The organism is Streptomyces sp. NPDC000941 (assembly GCF_053599555.1).
The window spans coordinates 1-16,569 of the sequence record NZ_JBSFMM010000237.1 but is presented as its reverse complement, the minus strand read 5'-3'; the positions used below and the strand labels follow the sequence as shown (position 1 = coordinate 16,569).

21 protein-coding genes are annotated in these 16,569 nt (G+C 70.0%); 11 read left to right on the top strand and 10 right to left on the bottom strand.

The features are described 5' to 3' along the window. The first annotated feature begins 259 nt into the window (after positions 1-259). The 6 genes from ACWDSL_RS44750 to ACWDSL_RS44725 all read left to right on the top strand — a co-directional run bounded on the left by ACWDSL_RS44750 (position 260) and on the right by ACWDSL_RS44725 (position 5,784). The gene (locus tag ACWDSL_RS44750; RefSeq protein WP_450494363.1) at positions 260-925 is read left to right on the top strand and encodes a TetR/AcrR family transcriptional regulator; all 666 of its coding nucleotides are present in this window, start codon (positions 260-262) and stop codon (positions 923-925) included. Between the two features lie 40 nt (positions 926-965). After that, a complete protein-coding gene (locus ACWDSL_RS44745) occupies positions 966-1,751 on the top strand; it encodes an SDR family oxidoreductase (protein ID WP_450494361.1) in 786 nt (261 codons plus the stop codon). Beyond that, positions 1,748-2,524 carry an SDR family oxidoreductase gene (locus tag ACWDSL_RS44740; RefSeq protein ID WP_450494359.1) on the top strand — a complete coding sequence of 259 codons (777 nt, stop codon included), beginning with the start codon at positions 1,748-1,750 and terminating at the stop codon, positions 2,522-2,524. Before ACWDSL_RS44745 ends, ACWDSL_RS44740 begins: the two co-directional genes overlap by 4 nt. Positions 2,525-2,613: 89 nt before the next feature. After that, on the top strand, positions 2,614-3,459 hold the full coding sequence (locus ACWDSL_RS44735; RefSeq protein WP_450494357.1) for an NAD(P)-dependent oxidoreductase: 846 nt from the start codon (positions 2,614-2,616) through the stop codon (positions 3,457-3,459). A 52-nt stretch (positions 3,460-3,511) separates the two neighbouring features. Then, a complete protein-coding gene (locus ACWDSL_RS44730; protein ID WP_450494356.1) occupies positions 3,512-5,002 on the top strand; it encodes an aldehyde dehydrogenase family protein in 1,491 nt (496 codons plus the stop codon). Positions 5,003-5,016: 14 nt separating this feature from the next. Next, positions 5,017-5,784 (top strand): carboxymuconolactone decarboxylase family protein, encoded by a 768-nt coding sequence (locus tag ACWDSL_RS44725; protein ID WP_450494354.1) that lies wholly within the window; start codon positions 5,017-5,019, stop codon positions 5,782-5,784. On the opposite strand, the gene ACWDSL_RS44720 is transcribed toward ACWDSL_RS44725, so the two are convergent. Then, on the bottom strand, positions 5,669-6,100 hold the full coding sequence (locus ACWDSL_RS44720; RefSeq protein WP_450494366.1) for a GMC family oxidoreductase N-terminal domain-containing protein: 432 nt from the start codon (positions 6,098-6,100) through the stop codon (positions 5,669-5,671). The two genes, ACWDSL_RS44725 and ACWDSL_RS44720, sit on opposite strands and share 116 nt — an antisense overlap. Here ACWDSL_RS44720 and ACWDSL_RS44715 point away from each other — a divergent pair. Both ACWDSL_RS44715 and ACWDSL_RS44710 read left to right on the top strand, forming a co-directional pair. Beyond that, a complete protein-coding gene (locus ACWDSL_RS44715; protein ID WP_450494368.1) occupies positions 6,080-6,412 on the top strand; it encodes a hypothetical protein in 333 nt (110 codons plus the stop codon). The genes ACWDSL_RS44720 and ACWDSL_RS44715 overlap by 21 nt on opposite strands. Before the next feature lie 108 nt (positions 6,413-6,520). After that, complete coding sequence (locus ACWDSL_RS44710) at positions 6,521-6,844, top strand: hypothetical protein (protein ID WP_450494352.1); 324 nt, start codon at positions 6,521-6,523, stop codon at positions 6,842-6,844. A gap of 74 nt (positions 6,845-6,918) precedes the next feature. Here ACWDSL_RS44710 and ACWDSL_RS44705 read toward each other — a convergent pair whose 3' ends face one another. The 4 genes from ACWDSL_RS44705 to ACWDSL_RS44690 form a co-directional block, all read right to left on the bottom strand. After that, a complete protein-coding gene (locus ACWDSL_RS44705) occupies positions 6,919-7,149 on the bottom strand; it encodes a ferredoxin (protein WP_089508033.1) in 231 nt (76 codons plus the stop codon). A 2-nt stretch (positions 7,150-7,151) separates the two neighbouring features. Next, positions 7,152-8,345: a cytochrome P450 gene (locus ACWDSL_RS44700; RefSeq protein ID WP_450494350.1), complete on the bottom strand. Its 1,194-nt coding sequence runs from the start codon at positions 8,343-8,345 to the stop codon at positions 7,152-7,154. Then, on the bottom strand, positions 8,342-9,178 hold the full coding sequence (locus ACWDSL_RS44695; RefSeq protein WP_450494348.1) for a mycofactocin-coupled SDR family oxidoreductase: 837 nt from the start codon (positions 9,176-9,178) through the stop codon (positions 8,342-8,344). Before ACWDSL_RS44695 ends, ACWDSL_RS44700 begins: the two co-directional genes overlap by 4 nt. A gap of 153 nt (positions 9,179-9,331) precedes the next feature. Continuing rightward, a complete protein-coding gene (locus tag ACWDSL_RS44690) occupies positions 9,332-9,562 on the bottom strand; it encodes a hypothetical protein (protein ID WP_450494347.1) in 231 nt (76 codons plus the stop codon). Between the two features lie 102 nt (positions 9,563-9,664). Here ACWDSL_RS44690 and ACWDSL_RS44685 point away from each other — a divergent pair, with 102 nt between their 5' ends. Together ACWDSL_RS44685 and ACWDSL_RS44680 are read left to right on the top strand one after the other, a co-directional pair. Beyond that, on the top strand, positions 9,665-10,273 hold the full coding sequence (locus ACWDSL_RS44685) for a TetR/AcrR family transcriptional regulator (RefSeq protein ID WP_450494345.1): 609 nt from the start codon (positions 9,665-9,667) through the stop codon (positions 10,271-10,273). A gap of 129 nt (positions 10,274-10,402) precedes the next feature. Then, positions 10,403-11,209 (top strand): SDR family NAD(P)-dependent oxidoreductase, encoded by an 807-nt coding sequence (locus ACWDSL_RS44680; protein WP_450494343.1) that lies wholly within the window; start codon positions 10,403-10,405, stop codon positions 11,207-11,209. Positions 11,210-11,328: 119 nt separating this feature from the next. Here the strand turns inward: ACWDSL_RS44680 and ACWDSL_RS44675 are convergent, their stop codons facing one another. From ACWDSL_RS44675 to ACWDSL_RS44665, 3 genes are all read right to left on the bottom strand, one after another. Continuing rightward, entirely contained in the window at positions 11,329-11,925 is a 597-nt protein-coding gene (locus ACWDSL_RS44675; RefSeq protein WP_450494341.1) for a TetR/AcrR family transcriptional regulator, read from the bottom strand. A gap of 151 nt (positions 11,926-12,076) precedes the next feature. Then, complete coding sequence (locus ACWDSL_RS44670; RefSeq protein ID WP_450494340.1) at positions 12,077-13,036, bottom strand: hypothetical protein; 960 nt, start codon at positions 13,034-13,036, stop codon at positions 12,077-12,079. A gap of 189 nt (positions 13,037-13,225) precedes the next feature. Continuing rightward, positions 13,226-14,149, bottom strand: coding sequence for an endo-beta-N-acetylglucosaminidase H (locus tag ACWDSL_RS44665; RefSeq protein WP_450494338.1), 924 nt, complete (start codon positions 14,147-14,149; stop codon positions 13,226-13,228). 89 nt (positions 14,150-14,238) lie between these two features. On the opposite strand from ACWDSL_RS44665, the gene ACWDSL_RS44660 reads away from it, so the two are divergent. Beyond that, positions 14,239-14,439 (top strand): e9imm peptide, encoded by a 201-nt coding sequence (locus ACWDSL_RS44660; RefSeq protein ID WP_450494364.1) that lies wholly within the window; start codon positions 14,239-14,241, stop codon positions 14,437-14,439. A gap of 72 nt (positions 14,440-14,511) precedes the next feature. Here ACWDSL_RS44660 and ACWDSL_RS44655 read toward each other — a convergent pair whose 3' ends face one another. Together ACWDSL_RS44655 and ACWDSL_RS44650 are read right to left on the bottom strand one after the other, a co-directional pair. Beyond that, on the bottom strand, positions 14,512-15,873 hold the full coding sequence (locus ACWDSL_RS44655; protein ID WP_450494336.1) for an aspartate aminotransferase family protein: 1,362 nt from the start codon (positions 15,871-15,873) through the stop codon (positions 14,512-14,514). Positions 15,874-15,875: 2 nt separating this feature from the next. Further along, positions 15,876-16,349 (bottom strand): Lrp/AsnC family transcriptional regulator, encoded by a 474-nt coding sequence (locus ACWDSL_RS44650; protein WP_089508051.1) that lies wholly within the window; start codon positions 16,347-16,349, stop codon positions 15,876-15,878. Positions 16,350-16,569: the final 220 nt, after the last annotated feature.

Genomic DNA, 16,569 nt, shown 5'->3' with positions numbered 1-16,569 from the left:
GTCGCGGCGGCCTCCTTGGGGGCCGGCGCCGACCCGCCCAGGCTCACCGAAGTGACCTGGGCGAACGTGGAGTTGCGCGTGTGCTGTGCGGACGGCCCACAGACCGTCTGGCCTTCGAGCCGCCTCGCGTCACGATGGACACCATCCTCGTTTAAGGCAATTGACTTCGCCGAAACACCATGGTTGCATTCCCCAAGAGAGAGAATGACATTCTCGAATGCGCTAACAGCCCTCTCGCCTCTGACGGGGGTGTGGTGTCGTGGTGCAACCGAACGCGAAGGAACAGCTCGTCCTGGCCGCGGAGCGGCTGTTCGCCGAGCACGGCCTGGACGGGACGTCTCTCCGACAGATCAGCGCGGCCGCCGGGAACGGTAACAACACGGCGGTGCAGTACCACTTCGGCTCGAAGGCCCGGCTGATCCAGGCGATCTTCGAATACCGCCTGCACGATCTGAACCGGCGGCGGGACGCCCTCGTCGCGCAACTGGGCCCGCGGGACATCAGAGGGTGGCTGGAGTGCCATGTGGCACCGGTCCTCGAACAGGGCGAGCGCGCGGGCAGCCACTATCTGAGCTTTGTCGCGAGGCTGCAGCAGCACGGCCACCGGGATGTCCTCGGGCGCCTGTCGCCCGAACTGCTGGCGCCGGACCGCCGCTTCCGCGAGCGGGCCGGGGCACTGCTGCGGCACCTGCCGGAGCCGCTGCGCGGGCACCGCATCACGCAGACGATGATCTTCAGCGTGCATGCCGGCTCGGAGCGGGAGCAGAGCCGCGCACGCCATGAACACGTACTTCCCTTCGCCGTCCACCTGAGGGACCTCCTCGACGGGCTCGTCGGGTTCCTTCAGTCCCCGGTGTCCTCCGAAACCCTGTCGGCGCTCGGCGAGCACATCCCGCACGAACCGGCACTGCCCTCGCATCTCTAGCCCATCCGCTGGCAACTCCCTGCGAAGGAGCGGTCGTTCGATGAGCATCGATCTGCATGACGCCGTCGCCGTGGTCACCGGTGCGGGCAGCGGCATCGGGCGTGCCGCCGCGCGTGCCTTCGCGCGGCGCGGGGCCCGGGTGGTGGTGACCGACCTCGACGCGGAGCGGGCGCGGGCCGTCGCCGACGGCCTCGGCGGCCTCGGCGTCGCCGCCGCGTGTGACGTGACCAGCCTCGACGACCTTCAGGCCGTCAAGGACCTGGCCCTGGAACGGTTCGGCCGCATCGACCTTGTGATGAACAACGTCGGGATTCTGGCGGTCGGCCCGGCCGAGGCCATCCCCCTGGACGCGTGGCAGCGGGTGATCGACGTGAACCTGCTGGGTGTGGTCCGCAGCAACCTGGTGTTCCTGCCCATGCTGCTGGAGCAGAACGCGGGGCACGTAATCAACACCGCCTCCACGGCCGGGCTGCTGCCGTACGGCTTCGACCGGCTGCCGTACACGGCGACGAAGCACGCCGTCGTCGGGCTGTCCGAGGCGCTCGCGCTGTATCTGCGGCCGCGCGGCATCGGTGTCTCCTGCCTGTGCCCGGCCGGCGTGGCCACCAACATCGTCGAGCAGATCACCTTCTACGGGCAGCCGGCCCCGCCGCGGGGCCCGGCCTTTCCCGTGGTGGACGCCGAGTCGGTCGGTGAGCTCGTCGCCGACGGCGTCACCGAGAACCGTTTCCTCCTTCTCACCGCACAGGAGGCCGCCGCCGAGCTGCGCGACCTTGGCGCCGACGTCGACCACTACCTGTCCCGACTGATCAAGGACACGCCATGAACCGCACGCTCGACCGCATGAGTCTGGACGGCAAGGTCGCCGTCGTCACCGGTGGCGCCGGAGCCATCGGCCAGGTCTACGCCCGCGCCCTGGCCGAGGCGGGCGCCTCGGTCGTGCTGGCCGATCTCGACGGCGAGGGCGCCGAACGCGCGGCCAAGTCCCTGGCCGCCGACGGGCTGCGTGCCCTCGGCGTACGGGTGGACATCACCGACCGTGGCTCGGCCGCCACCATGGCCGCGGAGGCCGTCAGGGCCTTCGGCGGTATCGACGTCCTGGTCAACAACGCCGCCCTGATGGCGGACATACCGCAGGTGGACCTGCTGGAGTTGCCGAGCGAATGGTTCGACCGCGTCATGCGGGTCAACGTCCTGGGCGCCATCATCTGCGCGGGCGCGGTCAAGGCGTCGATGGTGGAGCGCGGGGGCGGGCGGATCGTCAACCAGGTGTCCGCGGGGGCGTTCATGGGCGGCGGCATCTACGGGGTGAGCAAACTGGCGCTGGTCAACGTGACCGTGGGCCTGGCCCGTTCGCTCGGGCCGCTCGGCATCAACGTCAACGCGATCGCACCCGGCCTGGTCGAGAACGAACCCGGCTTCAAGAGCCTTCCCGCCGACCACCCGGCGCGGGCGGCCCTCGCCGCCGCCATCCCGGGCAAGAAGTCCGCACCCGCGGAGGACCTGCTCGGCGCGCTGCTCCTGCTGGCCTCCCCCGCCGGGGAGTGGATCAACGGGCAGACCATCAGCGTCGACGGCGGCTGGGTCACCCGGCTGTGAGCCGAACACCGACACCGGCACCGACACCGGGACCCGCACCGGCATCGACACCGACACCCGCACCCGCACCGGACGAGAGGGGTACGCCCATGACAGACGCCACGCCGCGCGCCCGCGTCGGCTTCATCGGCCTGGGCAGTCAGGGCGGTCCGATGGCACGCCGCATCGTCGAGGAGTCGTACCCGCTGACCCTGTGGGCGCGGCGCCCCGCGTCCACCGAGCCGTTCGCCGACACCGCCGCCGACGTGGCCGCCACCCCCGCCGAACTGGGGGCGGCGAGCGACATCGTGTGCCTGTGCGTCGTCGCCGACGCCGATGTCGAGGATGTGCTGCTGCGCGCCGACGGGGTGCTGGCCGGCATGGCTCCGGGCGGCGTCGTCGCCATCCACTCCACGATCCGCCCCGACACCTGCCGGCGTCTGGCCGAGGAGGCCGCCAAGCGGGAGGTCGCCGTCGTGGACGCTCCGGTCAGCGGCGGGGGCGGTGCCGCCGCGGAGCGCAGGCTGCTCGTGATGGCGGGCGGCCGGGAAGCGGACGTCGCACACTGCCGCCCGGTGTTCGAGACCTTCGCGGACCCGGTGATCCACCTCGGCCCGCTGGGCAGCGGCCAGCTCACCAAGGTGCTCAACAACTTCGTGTTCACCGCCCAGGTCGGCCTGGCTTTGGACACCTTCTCCTTCGCCGACCGGCTCGGCATGGACCGCGCCGCGGTCGCGGAGGTCCTCGCCCACGGCAGCGGGGGCAGCCGCGCGGCGGCGATCCTGGCCGCGTCCGGTTTCGACACCACCGGGCTCGAGCGGGCCCGGCCCCTGCTGCTCAAGGACGTCGGCATCATGCGGGAGGTCGCCCGTGACGCGGACGTCCCCGAACCCGCGGCGCTCGACCGGCTCGCCGCGCACACCTTGTCGCTGCTCGACGTCCCGCCGACAGCGTGAAGCCCGCGCACACCGCCCATCCGCAGGAGCGACAAGAACAGGCGGCATCGCCATGACCTCAACCAACTCCGACTCCCCGGTGACCGGCGAACTCGGTGTCACCGGCCCCCTCGTGAACGGCACCTGGCTCGACAAGACATCGCTGGGCGCCGTCGACCACGTCAATCCCTCGACCGCCCGCGTCAACGGCTCCGTCCTGCTGTGCGGACCACAGGAGGTCGACGACGCCGTGGCCGCCGCCAGGGCGGCACACCCCGAGTGGCGGGCCATGTCCCCGGACAAGAGGCGCCGTATCCTCCAGCGGATCGAGGAGCTGATGCTCGCCCGCGTCCCCGAGCTGGGGACGCTGACGACCCTCGAACTCGGTGCACCGATCACGATGGCGTCCGCGCTCGCCCATCTGTGCGCCGGATGGTTCGGCTACTACGCGGGCTGGGCCGACAAGATCGAGGGGGCGACCATCCCGCCGAGCCCGGTCATGGTTCCGGGGCTCGACTACACCGTCCCCGAGCCGTACGGGGTGGTCGGGGCCATCCTGACCTGGAACGGGCCGATCATGTCGGTCGGCATGAAGATCGCGCCCGCGCTCGCCGCAGGCAACTGCGTCGTCGTCAAGTCGCCCGATCTGGCGCCGTTCACGGTGGCGCGGTTCGCCGAGATCGCCCTGGAGGCCGGGCTGCCGCCCGGTGTCCTGCACATCCTGCCGGGCGGGCCCGAGGCCGGCGAGCACCTGGTCCGCCACCCCGACGTCGACATGATCTCCTTCACCGGCGGCATCCCGACCGCGAGGAAGATCCTCGACTCCGCGCGGCATACGCTCAAGCCGGTGCTGCTCGAACTCGGCGGCAAGACGGCGAGCGTGGTGTTCCCGGACGCGGACGTGGACGCCGCGGTCGCCGGGACCGTCCGCTCCTGCTTCAACCTGTCGGGGCAGGGCTGCAATCTCACCACCCGCCTGCTGGTCCACCACGACACCTACGACCGCGTCGTCGAGGCCGCCGCCGCTGCCGCCTCGGCACTCGCCGTCGGCGACCCCTTCGCACCGGCCACCGCGCTCGGCCCCGTGGTCGGGGCGGCGGCACGCGACCGGATCCTCGGAGTGGTGGAACAGGCGGCCGCCGACAGCAGGCTCGTGGCCGGAGGCCACGCGGTCGACGCGTCGGCGCTCGCGCCACCGGTGCGTGACGGCTTCTTCGTCGAGCCGACGGTGCTCGCCGATGTCGACCCCGGCAGTGACGTCGCCCGGCACGAGGTGTTCGGACCGGTGCTGTCGATCCTCCCCTTCGGTACCGAGGAGGAGGCGGTGGACCTCGTCAACTCCACGCCGTACGGCCTTGGCGCGGTCCTGTACACACGGGACGTGTCGCGGGTGCAGCGGATCGTGCCCCGGCTGCAGGCGGGCACCGTGCATGTGAACGGTACGTCGGGTCAGCCGCCGGGCGCCCCGTTCGGCGGCTACAAGCACAGCGGGCACGGCAGGGAGGGCGGCAGGGAAGGGCTCTTCGAGTTCCTTCAGACCAAGAACGTCTTCATCCGCGCGTAGGACCGGGAGTACTCATGCATGACCGTCTTACGGACCAGACCGCGACAGATGTCCTGGTGACTGATCAACCCCCGGCGTCCGACACGCCGTTCGGGCGGGCGTCACGCGACTTCCTGTACGGGCAGGTGTGGGCGCGGCCCGGACTGAGCAGGCGCGACCGCCGCTGGGTGACCCTCACCTGTGTGTCCGCCGCCGACTCTCCCGAGCCGATCGAGGAGCATGTCCACGCGGCGCTCGCCAGCGGGGACATCGGTCTGGCGGAGATGCTGGAGTTCGTCCTGCACTTCGCCGTCTACTGCGGCTGGCCCAAGGCCTCGCACCTGGAGGGTTCCATCGCCCGCCAGTGGGACCGCATCCACCGCGAACGGGGTGCGCAGACGCCGCCCTGGCCCCAGCTGGAGAACACCACGCTCGGCCCGGGTGACATGGACAGGCGGCTGGAGCGGGGCGCCGAGGAGTTCATCGATGTCAACCTCACGCCGGCGCCGCCCGCCAACTCTCCGTACCGCCACGCGGGGATCCTCAACTTCGTGTTCGGGCACGTCTGGCAGCGCCCCGGCCTCAGCCGCCGCGAGCGCCGCATCATCACGGTGGCCAGTGTCGCGCTCGACGACTCGCCGATCCCGCTGCGGACACATGTCGGCTCGGCCCTCCACTCCGGTGACATCACCAAGGAGGAGATGGACGAGATCGTGCTCCAGTTCGCGGCGTATTACGGATTCGCGAAGGGGGACGCGCTCGCGGACGCGGTCGAGGCGGCATGGGCGACGAAACCGGACTGACGGGCCGGCTCACGTACGGCGCAGGGAGTCGGCGGCGAGTTCCCCGAGCGGCCGGATGGCCCACAGGAGTGCGGCGCACCGGCACCGGACCGGCGTCCCCGTGCTCCGGGCCGGCCCCATGGTCGAGGTCGGTCTCCAGCGACCGCAGGAACGGCAGCACCCGTTCGTACGTCCACCGCGCGTCGCCCGCCTGCCGCGCCCAGCGCGTGAAGTCGCATCGGCGGGCCCGGATGAAGTAGCCGCCGTTGACGGTCGTCGAACCGCCCAGGACCCGGCCCCGCGGAGCCTGGTAGGGGTGTGCCGGGGTGAGGTGCACCGGGACGGCGCACACGTACGGATGGCCTGGACGGGCACCCGGGACCAGGCGCGCGTCCAGGGCTCCCTCCGGGAAGGCGCCGGCGTCCTGCGCGACGTGGCGTTCGACGGGGACCTGCGGCTCGGCGAGGACGTCGACTTCGTGTGGCGGCTGCACGACCGCGGCCTGCTCGTGCGCTATCAGCCGCGGGCGCGTGTCGCCCACACGCCGCGGCGCGCCGCAGGCACGAATACGGCACATCCGCCGCCGCGCCGGCCCGCCGCCATCCCGGCCGGCTGGCTCCGGTCCGCCCCTCCGTCTGATATCTGCTGACCTTGGCGTTCATCGTCCATGAGCGTCCCCGTGCGGGTGCCGTGAGCGCGCTGGTGTCGGCGGCTGCGCCGCCGTCTCGCGGGCACACCGGGGGCGACGGGGCTGAGCGTGTCCGTGGTGGCCCAGGGGCTGGTGGCCGACGCGTCGGCGCTCGGGCTCGCCCTGCGCCGCGAGTGGTGGCCACTCGGGCTCCTGTGCCTGGCCACGGCGGGCCGCAGCCGCCTCGCCCGGGCCAGCGCGGTGGCCATGCTCGCGCCGCTCGCCGCGGAGTGGGTCACCCGCGGGCCGCGTCTTGGACCGGCCCCCTGGGCCGTGCTGCGGTGTCTCGACGACCTGGCGTACGGCACCGGGGTGACCGCCTCGGCCCTGCGCCACCGCTCACTCGCCGTGATCGCGCCGCAGATTCAGCTGCCTTTCGGTGATACCCGGTGACACCGGGACGGTACGTGGCACACGAGAGGCCACGTACCATCCCTTCCCTGGTCCCACCCGCCACGGTGCGGTCGTCACTGTGGGGGAAAGACCGCCTCCCCCGTGTCCGCGTCGGTGATCGAGATCGCCTCGATCGGGCAGGACTCGGCGACTTCCAGGACCTCTTCCGATGCCGGCAGGACACCCGCCGTGGCACGGCCCTGACCGTTTTCGTCGAGTTGGAACTCCTTGGGTGCGGAGGCCGCGCACAGCCCGGTACGGACACACACGCGGGGATCCACCGTGACTTTCCAGCGATCCGTCATCGTCAGGCTCCCCGGATGACGAGTGGCAGTGTCTTCCAGCCCCGCACGGTCGATGTCTGGGCCAGCTCCGCGCGGTCCCAGTCCACATCCCAGGCGGGGAAGCGGCGCAGTATCTCCTCGGCGGCGACCTTGCCCTCCAGGCGGGCCAGGGCCGCGCCCAGGCAGTAGTGCGCGCCGACCCCGAACGACATGTGCTGGGAGACCCGGTGGATGTCGAAGCGGTCGGCGTCGGGGAAGCGGTCCGGGTCGCGGTTGGCGGCGGCCTGGATGAAGAGGATGGCGCTGCCCGCCGGCACCGTGGCGCCGTGGAACTCCACGTCCTTCGTCACATAGCGGGCGGTGAAGGGGCCCGTCGGTTCGAAACGCAGGATCTCCTCGATGGCGTTCGGGATGAGGGACGGGTCGGCGGCCAGTTCGCGCCGGGTCTCGGGGTAGCGGGCCATGAGCGCGCCGAACCAGCCGATCAGGCGTCCCGTCGTCTCGTTGCCGGCGCCGGCCACCACCGTGCAGTAGGTGAGGACCTCCTCGTCGGTGAGGGTGCGCCGGCGGCCCGTCTCGTCCTCGAACTCGGCGGTCATCAGCTCGGTCATGAGGTCGTCGGACGGGTTCTTCTTGCGCCATTCGATGTACTGCTGGAAACCCTCGGTGCTGAGGATCTCCTCGTGGTTGATCCGGCCGCCGTCGCCGGTCTCCAAGGTGGCGTCGGTACGGTCGCGGAAGGTCGGCTGGTCCGCCTCGGGGATGCCGAGGAGCATCCCGATCACCCGCATCGGCATCTCGGCGCCGACGGCCTCGACCAGGTCGAACCGGTCCGCGCCCTCGACCGGCGCCAGGACCCGCTCGCAGAACGCCCGGATCCTCGGCTCCAGTGCGGCGATGCGGCGCGGGGTGAAGACGCGGGCGAGAAGCCTGCGGTGGATGTCGTGGACGGGCGGGTCCTCGAAGATCAGAGTGCCCGGCGGCATCTCGATGTCCGCCTGGATGATCTCCAGGATGTCGCCGCGCGCCGAGGAGAACGTCCGCCAGTCCCCGAGGCCGCGCTGGCAGTCGGCGTACCGGCTGACCGCGTAGAAGTCGTGCCGTTCGTTGTGGTACAGCGGTGCCTCGGTGCGCAGCCGCGCGTAGATCGGATACGGGTCCTGGGCCAGTGAGGCGTCGAAGGGGTCCCAGTACACGGGTTCGGCGGAGACGGTCATTTGAGCATGGCTCCCGCGTCGACGGTCATGGTGGTTCCGGTGACGAAACGGCCCTCGTCGGAGGCGAGGTAGAGGACGGCGTTGCTGATGTCGCGCGGTTCGACCCAGGGGGTGCGCAGGATGTGCATGCCCTGGGAGACGGCGGCGAAGTCGTCGACCGTGGGGTTCTCCAGGTCGGGGCGGAACATCCGGTACGTGTCCTCGTGCATCACCATGGGGGTGTTGACCTGGGTCGAGTGGATCGAGTTGACGCGGATGCCGTGTTCGCCCAGCTCCCAGGCGAGCGTACGCATCAGGCCGACGACACCGTGCTTGGCGGCGATGTAGTGGCCGATGTTGGCGTGGCCGCGCAGCCCCCCGACCGAGCTGGTCAGGATGACGGAGCCGCCCCGGCCGCCCGCGACGATATGCGGGATGGAGACCTTGGCGGTGAGCCAGACGCCGGTCAGGTTGACATCGATCATGTCGCGCCACGTCTTCTCGTCCATGACGTCGAGGCGCGAACCGTCGCTGCCCAGGCCCGCGTTGGCGCAAACGATGTCGAGACGGCCGAACTGGGCCACGCCGTCGTCCACGGCGGCCTTGAGCGCGTCATGGTCGCGGACGTCCGCCCGCACCGCGTGGATGCGCCGGCCCAGCTTCTGCACCTGGTTGACGGTCTCTTCCAGGTCCTCGGGCGTCGACATGGCGAACCTGACGCCCTCGAGCTGCTCGCAGACGTCGACGGCGATGATGTCGGCGCCCTCCTCCGCGAGGCGGATCGCGTGGCTGCGGCCCTGGCCGCGCGCCGCGCCGGTGATGAAGGCGACTTTGCCTTCGACTCGTCCGGGCATGGGGTACCTCGTTCCTGGGTTGAAGGACGTGCGGACCGTGCGTCGGGTGGGCGGGTCAGGCCTCCGTCGCCGGGGACGGGACGTGGACCGGGCCGCTCAGGTCTGCGGAGTTGACGGACAGTTGGGTGGCGAGGTGGTCGGCGAAGCGGTCCATCAGCGCCGCGGACACCTCGGCGAGGGGCCGCGGCCGAACTGGGCGGGCTTGCACGTGATGTTCAGCTCGGTCTCCACACGCACATCGGCCCCGGCGGCCCCGGCGGCGCTCAGGCGGCAGGGGCGGACGACGTCGTCGACGTAGGTGCCGGTGCCGGTCAGGAGTCGGACGTCCTCGACGCGTGGGGTACGGGTGCCGGCGTAGTCCGCGTCGCTCCCGGTGGGTGCCATCGGTCCGATCCTCCGTCCAGGTGCTGAACGAGTGTTTAACGGACGGGTGCTGAACGACTGTTTAACACCCGTCCGGCGAGGGCGTCAAGCACAATGACGGGCATGACTGCGCCTCGACGAATGGGTACGGAGACCTCCAAGACCCGCCTGCTCATGCTCGACATCACGGAGCGGCTGATGCTGAAGGAGGGGTACGCCGCGGTCGGTGTACGGCGGGTGGCCCGCGAGGCCGAGGTGGCCCCGGCGCTGGTCCTCTACTACTTCCGCACGCTGGACGACCTGTTCCTCGCCGTACTGCGGCGGCGCGCGGACGCGGAGCTGGAGCGGCAGGCCCGGCTCCTCGCCGGCCCTCAGCCGCTGCACGCGCTGTGGCGCATGAGCAGCCATCCGGGCAACGCGCTGACCACCGAGTTCGCGGCGCTCGCCAATCACCGCGAGGCGATCCGTGGCGAACTGGCCAGCCACGCGGAGCGCTATCGCGAGGCGCAACTGGAAGCCCTCACCCGCGGCCTCGCGCAGGCCGGGACCGAGCTGCCGCCCGAAGTCACCCCGGCCGTGGTGCTGATGCTGACCAACGCGCTGGGCCGGATCCTCATGATGGAGAACGCGATGGGCATGACGACGCGACACGAGGAGGCCCTTGCGTTCGTGCGGCACATGCTCCAGCGGTACGAGGGCCCTCCCGCACCGGCCGGCACACCCCGTCGGTGACGCCGGGCCGGCTTCCGCCGACAGGGCCGTGCGGCACATCTGGGAGGTCACGGGCAGATGCAGATTCTCGCGAATGAGAATACCATTCCCCAAAGACGATAACGCCAGAGGCTTCCCAGGAGGTACCTCATGCCCGTGCCGGATGTCTCATCCCATGCCCTGTCGGATCTCACCAGCCTCCAGGAACGCCGCATCGTGGTGACCGGCGGCGGCCGCGGTCTCGGCAAGGCGATCGTCGCGCGGCTCGCCGAGGCCGGCGCCCACGTACTCGTCGGGGACGCCGACGCGTCTTCGGCCAAGGCCGCGGCGGCCGAACTCGCCCACGCCCACAAGGCCGATGTGGTGGGCGTAGAGATGGACGTCGCGGACTCGGACAGCGTGCGCGGCGTGGCGGACCTCGCCGCAAAACGGTGGGGCGGGCTCGACGCATGGGTCAACAACGCGGGGATCTACCCCAGCGTCCCGATCGCGCAGATGGACGACGCGACCTGGGACAAGGTGTTCGCCGTCAACGCCCGCGGCGCTCTGGCCGGTACGCGCGAGGCCGCCCGGATCATGAGCGCGTCGGGCCGTGGCGGAGTGATCGTGAACGTCGCCTCCACCGCGGCCTTCCGCGGCAGCGCCCCCGGCCTTGCCGCCTACGTCGGCTCGAAGCACGCGGTGCGCGGCCTCACCCGGCAGAGCGCGCTGGAACTGGCCCCGCACGGAATCCGGGTCCTCGGCGTTGCGCCCAGCTACGTCCCGACCGAGGGGAACCAGCTGGCCGCCGCGGGGGCGCCGGTCCAGGAGGACAGCGTGCCACTCATGATGACCAGCCCCGTCGGCCGCATCGGCACGCCCGACGACATCGCCCGCGTGGTGTTCTTCTGCGTCAGCGACCTGTCGGCGTTCATGACGGGCAGCACGCTGCTCGCCGACGGCGGAACCACCGCCTGAGGCACCTGCCCCACCCGGCACGTCCACGTCGGCCTCCCGGGGAGCGCCACCGGGATGAAGCGGGCCAGGTGTCCGAGCGGACTCACCGCCGGCGAACCCGGTGCCGACTTCACCCGCTTCTACCCCTTCGTAACCGGCGGTTGATCCCCGGCGTCGGCGGCTTCCGTGCCGAGCAGGACGGACAGCGTCTCGCGCACGATCCGCGGATATCCGTTCTCCTCCGGGTCCACCAGCCACTGCTGTTGGATCCCCTCGACCAACGCCAGGGTGGCGGCCGCCGCGGTCGGCGCGCTCAGCCCGCTGGGCATGCGCTCCCCGTACCGCTCGACCAGACTCGCGGTCAGGAGGTCCTGTAGGGAGTAGCGCCTCTCCCGGACGTACTCGGCGGCGGGTTCCTGGCCCGTGACCGCCTCGGCCAGCAGCACGCTGTGCACGGTGGCGAGCGAGGGATGCTCCTGTTCGAAGGCTACGGTCGCGGCGAAGTCGGTCGCCCAGTCCTCACCGAGCCGCCGGTCGGCCAGATGCTCGCGGTGGAGCTGCTCACGGAAGTTGAGGATCCCCAGCAACAGCCGCTTCTTACTGGGGAAGTAGTGCAGAACGCCCTGCCGGGTGAGGCCGGCTCGCTCGGCCACCGCGTCGATGGAGGTGCCCTTGAACCCGCGGGCGGCCAAGACCTCCAGCGCCGCCTCCAGGATCTGCTCACGCCGCCCCGACACCACGTCGTGCCCTTCCGCCGTAGGAGAGGTGCCCGCACACGATACGTACGAGTGTCGGAGCAGGTCGAGAGGGCGTACCGGGATTCCTCTCAACGTCCCATCACGGCGAGCGCTTGTCCGCAAGTGCTGAGAGCGCCGAGCCGGGTTGCGTTCAGCCGCCGGTGAAGTACGACGGCGTGCGGACTCGCATGGTGCTGGCGAGCTCTCGGAGAACGGCGCTGCTCACTGGGGGGGTGTTGGCTTGGAGGACTGCGACGGCGTCGCCGACCCGGGTGAAGTACTTGACGTACTGGTGGTTCGACCACCGCCACACTCCAGGAGCCACCGGGGTGCAGGCGGGTGACGGCACGGGGTAGACGCTGGTGAGCGCGGCGCAGTGGGAGGGTGGGGTGAAACCTGGCTGTACGGGGCCGACGGTCACCTCGATCTCCTGGTCGAGCTCGTCCCTGGTGTCCGCGCCCCCGCCCAGGCTGTCGGGTGAGATCCGGTAGTAAAAGGTGGCCTTGTCTCCGGCTGTCGCCCCGTGGGTGCCAACGCCGTTCAGGTGGTAGCCCGCGGGCAGTTGCGGCCCGAGCAGGGGGACACGGGCATCGGCCAGTTCGTTGTCCAGCTCGCTCCGGGCGAGCTGTGTGGTGGCGAGCGAGTCGAGTGGAATCAGCAGGACCAGGGCGAGGGCCGCGGCTGCTCGCGGCCACAGCGGCCTGCGCGACTGGGTGAACCAGGCCGCGAGGGCGAACGCGGCCGCGCATACGGCGGGTTGGGCGTACTGCGTGCCACCAGGGAGCCACCGGACCACGTTGGTGCTCAGGACCAGATACCCGCCGATGCCGGTGCCGAGCAGAGCGGTGAGCCAGGCCGGCCGGATTTTGAGGATGCGCAGGGCTGCCCAGGTGAGGAGGAAGTACAGGAAGGGCACGAGGTAGGACCACAGGACAGCGAAGCCGAGGCAGCCCCAGCCCGGCGCGTTCCGGCAGTCGCTGGAGTCCACCAACAGCCACGTCGCGAACACAGAACCGGCCACCCCGGCAAGCCCGACCCCGGCAGCCTGTGCCGCACGCTTCACATACCGCGACCGCTTCACAGCCGCCGGTTCGACCGGCGCAGTGTCCATCCTGTCCTCCCCCACCCCGCACCAGAGCGTAGTGGACCGACAGCCACCGTGGCAGCGGGCCGCCTCGTCGCGCGCGACACAGCCAGAGTCCCGGAACCTACAGTGCGCGGTGGGGAGAGGTTCAGTGGCCGCCAGGTACTACCGCGCAGACAGCGAGAACAGCGACCATGCGCGGTTCGCCTCTGTCGCTTACGGCGTGTAGACGGCGTTGCTGCCGTACAGTTCCCTGGTGAACGCGGAGACATCGGCGCTGCGATTGGCGCCGTCGAGGTTGTACGTCAGATAGACGCCGTACCCCTCGCTGACGGTGCGGCGGGCGAGGTCGGCGACCGCGGTCTGCGAGGTCCGGCCGATCTCGACAGCCGCCGGCGACAGCTTCGACTTGGGCAGTGCCATGCCGGGAACCTGCCAGGTGCCGTAGTACGGGTTCCAGGCGTAGTCGAACTTGGACGAGACGTCGACGCCGCCGTAGGAGAGGCGCGACGCGGCCGGGCCGATGTTGTAGAGGCTGATGATCTTGTCCGGCATGTTCGCGCGCAGCGCCGTCACCAGGTGCACGAACGAGCTGTCGTTGGGCTGGCCTGTGCCATTGTTGCCGTATTCGGCGTACTCGTCGTCGAAGTCGATGCCGTCGAGGCCGTACTTGGCCACGGCGTCCGACAGTTTCTTCGCGAACACCGAAGCCGCCTGCTGGGAGGGGAAGTTGGCGAAGCCCGCGCCCTGATGGTTGCCGAGCACCGAGAGGACGACCTTGATGCCCTTCCGCTGCAACGGCCGTATCTCCGTGGCGGCGTTGTCGAGGACGCGCTGCACGTTCTCGTTGAAGTGCAGATACGCCGCCTTCGTACCCGTGTCGTAGTTGATGTTCGCCGCGAAGACCACTGCGACGTCGAAGACGTTGCCGCCGCCGTTGGCGAGGGTGTACTTGCCGACGTTCAGCATGCTGTTGTTGTTCACCTCGACGTACGCCACCGAGGTCGGCCCCTGTTTCGCAGCAGCGGGAGCGGGGGCCGCTGCCGCGCCGGTCGCGGCGGTCCCGCCGAAGGTGAGGGCCGCGACCGCCGAGAGCGCGAACGCGGCCGTCCGTATTCTGCTCCGTACCAGACGTAACATCGTTGACCGGTCTCCCCTCGCATGGGTCGGCGCCCGACTTGTTCGAAAGCGCCGAGTGAGCCGTCCAAGTCTTCCGCTCCGGTAACCGAATCCCGAGAACCGCGCGCGAACTCTTCACGACTCCCACGCAGTCACGCCGCGCCGCGGACAATTGGCTGGACATGCTCGACAGGGCCCTGGCATGTCCAGCCGGACACGTCAGTGGCCTGATCTCCTGGCCACCAGAACGCGAGCTCTCCGCCGACGAGGTAGTCGATCACGCCCTGGCATATCGACCGATCGCCCTGTGACAGCGTCTCCGTGCCGTGAAAACACCGGTCGGGACGACAGATTTGAACCCGCGGCCCCCTGACCCCACCCGCTCAGAGCTTGGTCCACGCCTCCGTCAGCACCCCGCGCAGCACCTGCTCGATCTCGTCGAACACCGACTGGTCGGCGATCAGCGGCGGCGCGAGCTGGACGACCGGGTCACCGCGGTCGTCGGCCCGGCAGTACAGGCCGTTCTCGAACAGCGCCTTGGAGAGGAAGCCGTAGAGGACCCGCTCGGTCTCCTCCTCGTTGAAGGACTCCTTGGTGGCCTTGTCCTTCACCAGCTCGATGCCGTAGAAGAAGCCGTTCCCCCGGACATCGCCGACGATCGGCAGATCGTGCAGCCGCTCCAGGGTGGACCGGAACGCGCCCTCGTTGTCCAGCACATGCTGGTTGAGGCCCTCGCGCTCAAAGATGTCGAGGTTGGCGACGCCGACCGCCGCCGAGACCGGGTGGCCGCCGAAGGTGTAGCCGTGCAGGAAGGTGTTGTCGCCGCGGTAGAAGGGCTCGGCGAGCCGGTCGGAGACGATGCACGCGCCGATCGGGGAGTAGCCCGAGGTCATGCCCTTGGCGCAGGTGATCATGTCCGGGACGTAGCCGAACTTGTCACAGGCGAAGATCGTGCCCAGCCGTCCGAAGGCGCAGATGACCTCGTCCGAGACCAGCAGGACGTCGTACTGGTCGCAGATCTCGCGGACCCGCTGGAAGTACCCGGGCGGCGGCGGGAAGCAGCCGCCCGCGTTCTGCACCGGCTCCAGGAACACCGCGGCCACCGTGTCCGGGCCCTCGAAGAGGATCTGCTGCTCGATCTGGTCGGCGCACCAGCGGCCGAACGCCTCGGGGTCGTCACCGTGGATCGGCGCCCGGTAGATATTGGTGTTGGGCACCTTGTGCGCACCGGGGACCAGCGGCTCGAACGGGGCCTTCAGCGCCGGCAGTCCGGTGATGGACAGGGCGCCCTGGGGGGTGCCGTGGTAGGCGACCGCCCGGGATATCACCTTGTACTTGGTGGGCTTGCCGGTGAGCTTGAAGTACTGCTTGGCCAGCTTCCAGGCGGTCTCGACCGCCTCACCGCCGCCGGTGGTGAAGAAGACCTTGTTGAGGTCGCCGGGGGCGTGGCCGGCGAGCCGCTCGGCGAGCTCGACGGCCTTGGGGTGGGCGTAGCTCCACACCGGGAAGAAGGCGAGCTCCTGGGCCTGCTTGTACGCGGTCTCCGCGAGCTCGACGCGGCCGTGGCCCGCGTTGACCACGAACAGCCCGGCGAGGCCGTCGATGTACCGCTTGCCCTTGTCGTCGTAGATGTACGTGCCCTCACCGCGCACGATCGTGGGCACGGGGGCGTTCTCGTACGACGACATGCGGGTGAAGTGCATCCACAGGTGGTCGTACGCCGTCTTGGAGAGGTCGGCGCTCATTGCTATCTCGTTCCCCAGGTATAGGTCTGCTTCCGGAGCTTGAGGTAGACGAAGCTCTCGGTGGAGCGCACACCGGGCAGCGTGCGGATCCGCTTGTTGATCGTGTCGAGGAGGTGATCGTCGTCCTCGCAAACGATCTCGATGAGGAGATCGAAGGAGCCTGCGGTGACGACCACGTACTCGACCTCGTCCATGACGGTCAGCGCGTCCGCGACCGGGTCGAGGTCACCATCCACGTTGATGCCGACCATCGCCTGGCGCCGGAACCCCACAGTGAGCGGGTCGGTGACGGCGACGATCTGCATCACGCCCTGGTCGAGCAGCTTCTGCACGCGCTGCCGCACGGCCGCCTCGGACAGCCCCACGGCCTTTCCGATGGCGGCGTACGGCCTACGACCGTCCTCCTGGAGCTGCTCGATGATCGCCAGGGATACGGAGTCGAGCGACGGCGTGCCGTTCTTGTCAGGTGTGGCCACGCACCTCACTGTGCACGAGGGTTGGCTGTCCCGCAACCCTCGATCAATGAATTCCGTCGTTCAGGCGCCTCCAGATCACTGATTCCGTTGTTCTGCTGCGGCGGACATATTGAAAGCGTCGCCCAGCGGACTACTGTGGGTGTCTCACCCATCGGACACCTGACAGGGAGGGGTGGCACGTGACCACCGAACTGCGTCGTCTGCGCAACTACATCGACGG